Origin of the sequence: Shewanella sp., from assembly GCF_051658185.1 — a bacterium.
Lineage (GTDB): Bacteria > Pseudomonadota > Gammaproteobacteria > Enterobacterales > Shewanellaceae > Shewanella.
Window position 1 is genome coordinate 1 of record NZ_JBOFMC010000172.1, and the last position, 11,739, is coordinate 11,739.

An 11,739-nucleotide genomic window follows, 5' to 3' on the forward strand; every position below is an offset into this window, starting at 1 on the left:
ACCATAGCGCCCGCACACATCGCACAAGGCTCTAAGGTCACATACAGCGTTGCACCAATAAGTCGATAATTTTCAACAACTTGCCCTGCCGCGCGTAAACAGAGGATTTCAGCATGGGCGCAGGGATCATGCTGGCTAATCGAGAGATTGTACCCCAGCGCAATTTGCCGACCATCTTTGACCAATACCGCGCCGACAGGCACTTCCCACGCCGCATCCGCTTTAGCGGCTTGAGCCATAGCCACTTGCATCCAGTGCTTGTCCTGTTCAACAACCAATTCCTGCTCCGTTTGCGCCACTCGTGCCGCTATCAAACCGTAAAAAATGGACCCGGATTATACCAGCCTATCCGCCGCATTTCACCGCGAAGTCAGCCTGCCAGACAGCCATAAAAAAAGGCGCGTTAAGCGCCTTTTATCGTCATGGAAATAGCTCACTCAAAAAGTGAGCTTATTTATTCGCCTATTCCCATTCAATCGTTGCTGGCGGTTTGCCAGAAATATCATATACAACCCGGGAAATGCCATCGACTTCGTTAATGATACGGTTGGACACTCGGCCTAAGAAATCATAGGGCAGATGAGCCCAGTGAGCCGTCATAAAATCAATGGTTTCAACGGCGCGCAGTGATACCACCCAGTCGTATTTACGGCCATCACCCATAACCCCTACAGAGCGCACGGGTAAAAACACGGTAAAGGCTTGGCTCACTTTGTTGTACAGATCCGCTTTATGCAGCTCTTCGATGAAAATCGCATCGGCGCGGCGCAGTAAGTCACAGTATTCTTTTTTCACTTCACCGAGGACGCGCACCCCAAGACCTGGGCCAGGGAATGGGTGACGATAGAGCATATTGTAAGGCAAACCTAACTCAAGACCGATTTTACGTACTTCATCTTTAAAGAGTTCACGCAGCGGCTCAACCAAGCCAAGTGCCATATCATCCGGTAATCCCCCGACGTTATGGTGTGATTTGATCACATGGGCCTTACCTGTCGCGCTGCCTGCCGATTCAATCACATCGGGATAAATCGTGCCTTGGGCTAACCATTTCGCGTTAACGCACTTTTTCGACTCTTCATCGAAGATCTCAACAAACACTCGGCCGATGATCTTACGTTTTGCTTCAGGATCGGCTACGCCTTTCATCGCATCAAGGAAGCGGTTTTCAGCGTCCACATGCACAATGTTCAGTCCAAAATGATCGCCAAACATTTCCATGACTTGCTGAGCTTCGTTTAAGCGCAGTAGGCCGTTATCGACAAATACACAGGTGAGTTTTTTACCGATCGCCCGGTGCAATAACATCGCCACCACGGAAGAATCGACACCGCCTGACAGGCCTAAAATCACTTCATCGTCGCCGATTTGCTTTTTCAAACGCGCGATCGCATCTTCGATAATCGAAGATGGTTTCCAGTTGGCAGCGCAGCCACAAATGTCCAAGGCAAAGTGCGACAACATCCGCATACCTTGACGAGTGTGAGTCACCTCAGGGTGGAACTGAACCCCATAAAAACGTTTGGCTTCGTTGGCCATTGCCGCATAGGGGCAAGTATCGGTTTTAGCGACCGCCACAAACCCTTCAGGGATCGCCGACACTTTATCGCCATGGCTCATCCACACATCCAGCAGTGGCTTACCTTCGCTGCTGACGGCATCTTCAATATCATTAAACAGGGCCGATTTTGCGAGCATTTCGATTTGCGCATAACCAAACTCGCCTTCGCCAATGCCTTGGATCACCTTGCCGCCTAATTGCTCTGACATGGTTTGCATGCCATAGCAAATCCCTAACACCGGGACGCCAGCATTAAACACATATTCAGGGGCACGGGGCGAGTTTTCTGCGGTCACACTTTCAGGGCCGCCAGCGAGGATGATGCCATTCGGGGCAAACTCACGGATCTGGGCTTCGGTGACATCCCAGGCCCATAATTCACAGTAAACGCCAATTTCACGGATACGACGGGCAATCAGTTGCGTGTACTGAGATCCAAAATCGAGGATCAGTATCTTATGCTCATGAATATCGCTCATGGATAACCTTTATCTTTTTTATGATTAAACGTAACTCAACATCGACCATGTCAATCTTGAGGGGCAGTACAGCGATGAGTCACGGGGCGGCTTATTGCCGCCCCGTGATGATCTGTGCTTAAGAGCCAGAACGGTAGTTCGGTGCTTCTTTGGTGATTGTCACATCGTGCACATGGGACTCGCCCATGCCCGCCGAGGTCACCTTCACAAATTGGGCTTTTTCATTAAGCTCACTGATCGTCGCGCAACCCGTTAAGCCCATGCAAGAACGCAAACCACCCATATGTTGATGGATGATTTCTTTCAGCTTGCCTTTATAAGGAACGCGGCCTTCAATGCCTTCTGGCACCAGCTTGTCTGCGGCATTGTCGGTTTGGAAATAGCGATCAGAAGAACCTTGTGACATCGCCCCTAAGGAGCCCATGCCACGATAAGATTTATAAGCACGGCCTTGATATAGCTCAGTTTCACCCGGCGCCTCATCGGTGCCAGCAAACATCGAGCCTGCCATGATACACGAAGCCCCTGCCGCTAAGGCTTTGGCTAAATCGCCAGAGAAGCGCACGCCACCATCGGCAATCACTGGAATACCTAAGCCTTTTACGGCTTCAGCGGCATCCGAAACGGCAGTAATTTGTGGTACGCCCACACCCGTGACGATACGCGTGGTACAGATAGAGCCAGGGCCAATCCCTACTTTAACGGCGTTGACGCCCGCTTCAACCAGCGCTAAAGCGCCTTCTGCGGTAGCCACGTTTCCGCCAACAATTTGTAAATCTGGGTATTTAGCGCGGGTATCACGAATGCGCTGTAACACGCCTTCGGAGTGGCCGTGGGAGGAATCAATCAGCAGTACATCAACGCCCGCTTTCACTAACGCATCGACACGTTCCTCATTACCAGGACCGGCCCCCACTGCGGCGCCTACACGGAGACGACCTAACTCATCTTTACAAGCGTTAGGCTTACGCTCGGCTTTTTCGAAATCTTTAACGGTGATCAAGCCTTTAAGCTTAAAGTTATCGTCAACCACTAACACTTTTTCAATACGATGTGAGTGCATTAACTTTTGCACTTCATCTAATTTAGTGCCTTCAGCCACGGTCACTAAACGCGCCTTAGGGGTCATCACCTCTTCAACGGTTTTACTCCAATCGGTCACAAAACGCACGTCACGGCCAGTAATAATACCAACGAGTTCATGGGCTTCATTTACCACTGGGTAACCGGCAAAACCATTTTTTAAGGTTAATACTTTTAGATCCGCTAACGTGGTTGAAGGGGTAACCGTCACAGGTTGCTGCACTACGCCAGCTTCGTAAATTTTTACCTTACGCACTTCTTCGGCTTGCTGCTCAATACTCATGTTTTTGTGGATAAAGCCAAGGCCACCTTCCTGTGCCATTGCAATCGCTAAGCGGGCTTCAGTCACGGTATCCATTGCTGCGGACACGAGGGGAATATTCAGTTCAATGGTGTTGGTCAGGCGAGTTTTGAGAATGGCAGTATTGGGGAGTACAGTTGAATGCGCAGGAACCAGTAATACATCATCAAACGTTAGCGCTTCTTTTATTAATCGTAGCATCGGCAACATCTCCCTAGTTGAGTAGGATTTAGAGGTGAAATATTGCGGCGGGATTATACCTTGCAAATCAGGGACGGTAAATGGAAAATAGTGAAAAAGACCCATTTGCGCGAGAAAAACCATGCAAATCCCTAAAAACACTGTTTATACCGTTTCACGCCTCAATGGCGAGGTCCGGCAACTTCTCGAAGGACAATTGGGAAAAATCTGGCTCAACGGCGAAATATCTAACTTTTCCTCCCCAAGCTCAGGCCATTGGTATTTAACGTTAAAAGATCATTACTCCCAAATTCGCTGTGCCATGTTTAAGGGCCGCAATCAAAGCGTGAGCTTTAAACCCGTTAATGGCCAACAGGTATTAGTCAAAGGCGCAATTAGTGTGTACGAGCCCCGCGGGGACTACCAGCTGTTAATTGAGTCCATGTTACCTGCGGGTGAAGGATTACTGGCCCAGCAATTTGAGACCCTTAAACTCAAACTGGCCGCCCAAGGCTTATTTGCCGCCGACACCAAAAGGGCCCTGCCGAAAAATATCCAGCGAATTGGGGTGATCACCTCACCCACTGGGGCGGCGATCCGCGATGTGTTGCATGTGCTCGCAAGGCGCGATCCTTCCATTGAAATCATCATTTATCCCACTCAAGTGCAAGGAGATAATGCGGATCATCATATTTGCCAAGCGATCAATATCGCCAACCAACGCCTTGAAGTGGATGTATTATTGCTCACCCGCGGTGGCGGTTCCCTTGAGGATTTATGGTGTTTTAACAGCGAAGCCCTCGCGCACACTATCTACAATAGCGCACTGCCAATTGTGAGCGCCGTCGGTCATGAAATTGATACCACCATCAGCGATTACGTGGCCGATATTCGCGCCCCGACGCCCTCTGCGGGGGCGGAGTTACTCTCCCAAGACCGCGCCGCCAAAGCGCACACCTTGGCGGCAGTACAGTCACGTTTGCAGCAAGCGGCCAAACATTATCAACTAAAAACCGAGCAGCGTTTACGCACGTTAGAGCATAGATTGCAGCGCCACGAGCCCAAACGTCGCATGCAGCAATTAACCCAGCGCTTCGATGAGCTGCAGTTACGCCTAAACGCTGCCCTGTCGGAGCGATTGCATCGACTGAGCCGCCGTCAACAATCACTGTCTAATCGTCTTGAGCAGCAATCCCCAAAACATAAGCTGATGCTTGAGGCCAGTCGGGTTGAGTATCTGGCAAACCGCCTCCAAACAGCCATGCACGACACTCTCAGCCACAATGAGCAGCGAATAAAATACGCAGCCCATCAACTTGACACCGTCAGCCCACTCGCCACCCTAAGCCGTGGCTACAGTATCACTACGGATGCACATGATCATATTATTGATTCTATAGATAAACTCGAAGTCGGCGATCGCCTGCAGACTCGCCTGCGCCATGGACAAGTGACCTCAACGGTGACCCACATCAGCCCCATTGAACTCACCAAGGCTGCCACATAGCCTGCACTCGCCCTATCAAATCCAGGGTGGGTGAATTTAACCATCGACCTCGCCTAATTCGCGCCCATGCCCCCATGCCAGGATCATCCACAGGCTAAAAACAACAAAGGAGCCAAGAGGCTCCTTTGTGACATCACGGCAGATCAACAACGACGATTATTTACCTTTGCGATCTTTGATATGGCTCAGGGCACGCTTACGGCGACGCTCTTGGCTCATGGTTAACTTTTCAACTTTGTTTTCAAAAGGATTATCCCCCTCTTGGAAACGCAGCTGGATGGGCGTGCCGACCACTTTTAATGAGCGGCGGAAATAGTTCATCATATAACGCTTGTAGGAATCCGGCAGTTTACTCACCTGATTACCATGGATAACCACGATCGGCGGGTTGTAGCCGCCTGCATGGGCGTATTTCAGCTTCACCCGACGACCATTCACCAATGGTGGCTGATGATCGTCCTGCGACATTTGCATAATACGTGTCAACATTGAGGTACTGACGCGGCGAGTAGCACTGTCGTAGGCTTCTTCAATGGATTCAAATAAATGGCCAACACCGGTGCCATGCAATGCCGAAATAAAGTGAATACGGGCAAAATCGATAAAGCCAAGGCGACGATCAAGCTCACTCTTCACCCGATCTTTAACCCCTTGGTCGATACCGTCCCACTTATTGACGGCAATCACTAAGGCACGCCCCGCATTCAGCGCAAACCCTAATAAACCTAAGTCTTGCTCGGCAACCCCTTCACGCGCATCAATAATAAGCAGCACCACGTTAGCATCTTCAACCGCTTTTAAGGTTTTGATAACAGAGAACTTTTCAATCACTTGGTGCACCTTGCTACGGCGGCGCACCCCTGCGGTATCAATGATGACGTATTCGCGACCTTCACGCTCCATCGGAATGTAAATACTGTCGCGCGTGGTGCCCGGCTCGTCATATACCACGACGCGCTCTTCACCTAAGATACGGTTCGTTAAAGTCGATTTACCGACGTTTGGCTTACCGATAATCGCCAGCTTGATAGGCAATTCCTGCAGGCGCTGCTGCTCAGCTTCAGCCTCTTCTTCGGTGTATTGGCGCTCATCGGCCTCTTCCTCTTCGCCTTGGCGCACAATGCCCATCGCTTCGGCGTAAGGTGTCAGCGCGTACTCAATCATGTTAGACACACCGCGCCCTTGGGCTGCCGCCATTTGGTACACTTCCCCTAAGCCTAGGGACCAAAATTCACCGCAGGCGGAGTCGGCATCAATACCGTCAACTTTGTTGGCTACCACAAAAGTGGTTTTTTCACGGCTACGCAAGTGCTGTGCTATCGACAGATCCGCAGCGGTTAAGCCCGCGCGGGCGTCGGTCATAAATAATACGACATCGGCCTCTTCAATGGCGGCTAAAGATTGCTCCGCCATTTTGGTTTCGATCCCCTCTTCCGTGCCGTCGATACCGCCAGTATCCACCACAATGAATTCATAGCCGGATAAAAATGCGCGACCATATTTACGGTCACGAGTTAAGCCAGGAAAGTCAGCTACCAGCGCATCACGCGTACGCGTAAGACGATTAAACAAAGTGGATTTACCGACGTTCGGCCGACCAACAAGGGCCACTACAGGGATCATGATTTTGCCTCTAAAAAACTTTTCAATAAAAAGCCCCCGGAACACACGTCCAGGGGCTCATAAGGATAGCACTTTTCGCTAGGGAAGTGTTACAACCGCTAATTTTCCACTGCGTCCTTGAACATAAATTTTATCATCCACCACTAATGGCTGGCTGAACAAACCATCGCTATCGACTTGCACGCGACCCACAATGCTCCCTGTACTGCGGTCGATAAAGTGTAAATACCCCTCAAAATCCCCCACAACCAAGTAGTCTTTATAGACTGCCGGTGAAGTCAATGTACGATTAGCGAGTTCAGAATTACTCCAAAGCTCGAGGCCATTACGGCGATCAACAGAATAAATACGACTATGATCATCAACTAAAAATAAGCTTAACCCAGCCGATTCCAACTCGTTAAAACTTGAATACTTTCGTGTCCACACGACTCGGCCGGTACGCAGTTCCATCGAGACCAAGTTACCGTTGTAACTAACCGCATATAAATTGTCACCCAGGATCAGCGGTGTCATATCGACATCAGCCATACGAGTAAATTCATTGCCGCCAGTAGGATTATAAATGGCCTGTTCCCAAGCCGCTTGACCATTATTTTTGATCACCACGGCCACTTTGCCATCGGCGGTGCCGATAAAAAATCCGCCCGCCTCATAGGCTGCCGACCCCGTACCACGCAATGTGAGATTAGGCAGCTGCATTTCATAAACCCACAGCTTTGCTCCGGTATCGACATTAAATGCTTCGAGGGATCCCTTGCTGGTGCTCACCACCACGACATCATCGCCAACGGTGGGTTTAGACAGTAACTCACCGCCTGCGACCACATGCCATAACACTTGGCCATCGGCAGCATTCAGTGCGGCTAAGAGCCCACTTTCGCCACCCACAAAAATCTTGTCCCGGGCGGCAGTAATCCCTGCCGCGATGCGCGCGCCTTTATTTTTGGCTAAGGCATTATCACGAAACTCTTCGCTGAAATCTTTGCTCCAAACCCGCTCACCTGTGGCTTCATCGAAGGCAACCACCTCACCATAGCGATCTGCGGCAAAAATTTTACCGTAACGCACCGCTGGCATTAGGCGTGAATAATAATCTCCCACGCCATCACCAAAGGAGGTGCTCCAACTCACCTCAGGGAACACGGTCGCCTGAATAGCAGTTAACTCACTCACAGGTTCGTCTTCAACATCACTCGACGAACAAGCGGACAACATGGCTAGACTGAGTCCAGCGGCCAGCAGGTTTTTGCACCAAGACTTCATCAAGGGCTCCCTTATGCTTGATTTAAGTTATCAAGTTTGATTTTAAGCGCGGGGCTAGTGATGACACCGCCATTGTCTAATGCGCTTTGATAGGCGGCTTTGGCTTTATCAAGCTCGCCCTTACGCACGAGGAAATCCCCTTTTAACTCTTCCCGTTGCGCGGCAAACGCCTTGTCGGTGACCAGCTCTAGGGTGGCTAATGCCGTATCGATTTGCCCCTGCTCAGTTTGAATGCGTGCTAAGCGCAGATTGGCAATCATATCTAAACCTGCACCTGGTTTGGCGGCAATCACCTTCTTAAGCGCCGCTTCGGCCTTGGCATAATCTTTAGTTTCAACCGCGGTTTTCGCCACGATCAAATCTAACAGCGCCGCATAACCTTGCTGATCATGATTTTTAGTAAACTCTGCAACACCGGCCAACATGGCCGCATCATCGGCGGACTGGGTGATCAAGCCTTGAAACGCCTGCGATGCTTGTTCTGCTTTAGCAATTTTGACATCGGAATAATAATTCCAACCGTATAACCCGCCTAAGCCAACAACAGCACCGATAACAATAGAGGTTCCGTAATCTTTCCAAAATTGCTTAATAGCATCAACTTGTTGTTCTTCTGTGCTATAGATTTCCACGCGCACGTCCCCTTATTATCAGTTTACTTAAGTGCCTGTTGTGCTAAAAATGCACTTAATGCATTTCGAGCAACCCGTTGTTGTTCGTTATTATTGCGTAAATATTTAATCGTAACAGTGCCTTCGGCGAGTTCTTCTTCACCGATCAGCAAAGCCACCGTGGCACCGCTTTTATCGGCGCGCTTCATTTGCTTTTTCAGATTGCCGCCACCACAGTGACTCATCACTTTGAGGTTTGGCAGGTCCGCACGTAATTCCTCAGCGACCTTGATGGCCTCAATCAGGCAAGCATCTGTCATGGCTGTAACATACACATCGACGGCAGCGGGAATGTCTTTGGTTAATTCAAGGGTTTCGAGCAACAGCACAATACGCTCCAGCCCCATGGCGAAGCCAACGGCAGGGGTGTCTTTCCCGCCCAACTGAGCCACTAAGCCATCGTAACGGCCACCCGCTAAAACGGTTCCCTGTGAGCCTAAACTTGAGGTTACCCACTCAAATACCGTGCGATTGTAATAATCTAACCCACGCACGAGACGCGGATTAATGGTGTATTGGATACCCACGGCATCTAAGAGTTCACGTAGCTGTGAAAAATGTGTCTTGGACTCCTCGCCCAGAAAATCCATCAACTCTGGCGCATTGGCTAAAATGGCTTGCACATTAGCATCTTTAGAATCCAATACCCGCAGGGGGTTAGTGTACATGCGGCGTTTGCTGTCTTCATCGAGCGACTCTTTGTGCTGCTCTAAAAACGCAATTAATGCCTCACGATACACCGCGCGCTCAGCAGGATCACCTAAGGTATTGAGTTGTAATGATACATGCTCACTGATCCCCAGTTTTTCCCAGAGACGGGCGGATAACATTAATACTTCAGCATCAATATCTGCGCTGCCAATGCCGTACACTTCCACGCCAAACTGGTTAAATTGGCGATAACGCCCCTTTTGTGGACGCTCATGACGGAACATGGGCCCCATGTACCACAGGCGTTGCTCTTGGTTATACAACAGGCCATTTTCGTTACCGGCGCGCACGGTAGATGCCGTACCCTCAGGACGCAAGGTGAGGCTATCCCCATTGTTGTCGGCAAAGGTGTACATTTCTTTTTCAACAATATCAGTTACTTCACCGATAGAGCGTTTAAAAAGATCGGTATTTTCCACTATAGGAGTGCGGATTTCACTGTAACCGTAGGCGCTTACGCTTAAACGCAGCACTGCTTCCACTTTTTGCCATAGAGGACTTTGAGTTGGCAGAATGTCATTCATTCCGCGAATCGCTTGGATCTGTTTTGCCACTGGGTCGACTCGTCTGATGTTGCTAAATTAATAAAAAATGTCAGGCATTATAGGCTTTTCACCCGCAAACGTAAAATGGCCCCGTCCGTTTCGCGGCCTAGCTCAAAGCCTCTAGTATCATCACGTTGATCTACGTGCAGATTTTACTCGGTTGCGTCTTTTATTTGGATACGGTTAGCCATTTGCAATGCCTTGGCACGAATTTTTGCTTCGAGGGAATCGACCAGGTTGTCGTTATCAAAACGCTCTTTTTGCCGTTCACCCTCATCGTAATAACCACTCTTGCGATGACCGCCGGTTAAACCGATATGCGACACTAACGCTTCACCCGGGCCATTGACCACACAACCAATAATAGAGACATCCATCGCGGTGGTCACATCTTCGAGGCGGCGCTCTAACTCATTGACAGTACTTATCACATCAAACTCTTGGCGCGAGCATGACGGACAGGCGATAAAGTTAATACCACGGCTACGAATGCGTAGTGACTTTAAGATATCAAAGCCAACCTTAATCTCTTCCACAGGATCGGCCGCTAAGGAGATACGCAAAGTATCACCAATGCCTTCAGCAAGCAGCATACCAAGGCCCACAGCCGATTTGACCGCGCCAGCACGGGCGCCGCCCGCTTCGGTGATGCCTAAATGCAGCGGTTGACGAATTTGTTTTGCCAATAAACGATAGGATTCAACGGCAAGGAACACATCGGAAGCTTTAACGCTTACCTTAAATTGATCAAAGTTTAATCTGTCGAGAATATCCACATGGCGCATCGCAGACTCAAGCAGGGCCTCGGGCGTTGGCTCCTTGTATTTATCCATGAGATCTTTTTCTAATGAGCCACCGTTCACGCCAATGCGGATCGGAATATTCTTATCGCGCGCGCATTCGACTACGCTGCGGATCCGTTCTTCATTACCGATATTCCCTGGATTGATGCGTAAACAATCGGCGCCGTATTCGGCCACTTTTAATGCGATACGATAATCAAAATGAATATCAGCGACTAAGGGCACCTTGACCGCTTGCTTAATCAGCTTAAACGCTTCTGCCGCGTCCATCGTCGGTACGGAGACGCGCACTATGTCGGCACCCACTTTTTCTAAGGCCCGAATTTGCGCGACCGTGGCCTCAACATCGGTGGTCTTCGTGTTCGTCATCGACTGAACCGCAATCGGCGCCCCATCACCAATCGGTACATTACCCACATAAATGCGGGTGGAAGGACGTCTTTTTATGGGATTTTCATGATACATACTTAATACACTCTATTTCGGTACGTTTGCTGCGCCCGTTAGTCAAGTTACGCCTTAGGAAGCGTTAAACGAGCCACTCGGCCTTTAGGAAAATCGGCCAGACTCACCGTTTGACCGTCCAAACTAAAATGAGTCACCACATGGGGCGCGCCTAAAATCACTTTAAAGGGGGCCACACCACTGACTTGAATATTCGCACCAGCACCACTGACCCCATCGACTAACACTTTCCCTTTCGCGTCGAGGATATTAATCCAGCAATCACCGGAGAGTTGAATATTGAGGCTAGATTGCCCGGGGATAGTGGCGACTTGAGTCGAAGCTAAATTGGGGTGATTGGTGTTAGCCGGGTTATTAGTGTTAACCGGATTAGTGGTGTTCACTGAACCATTAGCAGGACTGTTCGTGCTGGGCTGAGACGTCGTCACTGGCTGCGAAGAGGCTGCGGGGTTAGCAGAGCTCGGCTGATTAGCCATCCCCGCGCCCTGAGTCGGCGCCGCATTGGCAGTCGCTGTATTGGCATTTAGCCCTGCAGGATCCACCG

The 11,739-nt window shown here is 50.0% G+C and carries 10 protein-coding genes; 1 reads left to right on the forward strand and 9 read right to left on the reverse strand.

Annotation, left to right across the window (positions count from 1 at the left end):
* The 3 genes from ACRCZA_RS07090 to guaB form a co-directional block, all read right to left on the reverse strand.
* A partial coding sequence (locus ACRCZA_RS07090; RefSeq protein WP_438673762.1) for a nucleoside deaminase occupies window positions 1-251 on the reverse strand: 251 nt, incomplete at its 3' end.
* 211 nt (window positions 252-462) lie between these two features.
* Window positions 463-2,040 carry a glutamine-hydrolyzing GMP synthase gene (gene guaA, locus ACRCZA_RS07095; RefSeq protein WP_438673753.1) on the reverse strand — a complete coding sequence of 526 codons (1,578 nt, stop codon included), beginning with the start codon at window positions 2,038-2,040 and terminating at the stop codon, window positions 463-465.
* A gap of 118 nt (window positions 2,041-2,158) precedes the next feature.
* Entirely contained in the window at window positions 2,159-3,625 is a 1,467-nt protein-coding gene (gene guaB / locus ACRCZA_RS07100; RefSeq protein ID WP_438673754.1) for an IMP dehydrogenase, read from the reverse strand.
* Between the two features lie 121 nt (window positions 3,626-3,746).
* On the opposite strand from guaB, the gene xseA reads away from it, so the two are divergent.
* Window positions 3,747-5,111 (forward strand): exodeoxyribonuclease VII large subunit, encoded by a 1,365-nt coding sequence (xseA, locus tag ACRCZA_RS07105; protein ID WP_438673755.1) that lies wholly within the window; start codon window positions 3,747-3,749, stop codon window positions 5,109-5,111.
* A 156-nt stretch (window positions 5,112-5,267) separates the two neighbouring features.
* Here xseA and der read toward each other — a convergent pair whose 3' ends face one another.
* The 6 genes from der to ACRCZA_RS07135 form a co-directional block, all read right to left on the reverse strand.
* A complete protein-coding gene (gene der / locus ACRCZA_RS07110) occupies window positions 5,268-6,734 on the reverse strand; it encodes a ribosome biogenesis GTPase Der (protein ID WP_438673756.1) in 1,467 nt (488 codons plus the stop codon).
* Window positions 6,735-6,812: 78 nt separating this feature from the next.
* Entirely contained in the window at window positions 6,813-8,000 is a 1,188-nt protein-coding gene (gene bamB, locus ACRCZA_RS07115; protein WP_438673757.1) for an outer membrane protein assembly factor BamB, read from the reverse strand.
* A gap of 11 nt (window positions 8,001-8,011) precedes the next feature.
* Window positions 8,012-8,632, reverse strand: a complete 621-nt coding sequence (locus ACRCZA_RS07120; protein WP_438673758.1) for a tetratricopeptide repeat protein — start codon at window positions 8,630-8,632, stop codon at window positions 8,012-8,014.
* A gap of 23 nt (window positions 8,633-8,655) precedes the next feature.
* A complete protein-coding gene (gene hisS, locus ACRCZA_RS07125) occupies window positions 8,656-9,936 on the reverse strand; it encodes a histidine--tRNA ligase (RefSeq protein ID WP_438673759.1) in 1,281 nt (426 codons plus the stop codon).
* Window positions 9,937-10,079: 143 nt separating this feature from the next.
* A complete protein-coding gene (gene ispG / locus ACRCZA_RS07130; RefSeq protein WP_438673760.1) occupies window positions 10,080-11,195 on the reverse strand; it encodes a flavodoxin-dependent (E)-4-hydroxy-3-methylbut-2-enyl-diphosphate synthase in 1,116 nt (371 codons plus the stop codon).
* Window positions 11,196-11,242: 47 nt separating this feature from the next.
* A partial coding sequence (locus tag ACRCZA_RS07135) for a RodZ domain-containing protein (protein WP_438673761.1) occupies window positions 11,243-11,739 on the reverse strand: 497 nt, incomplete at its 5' end.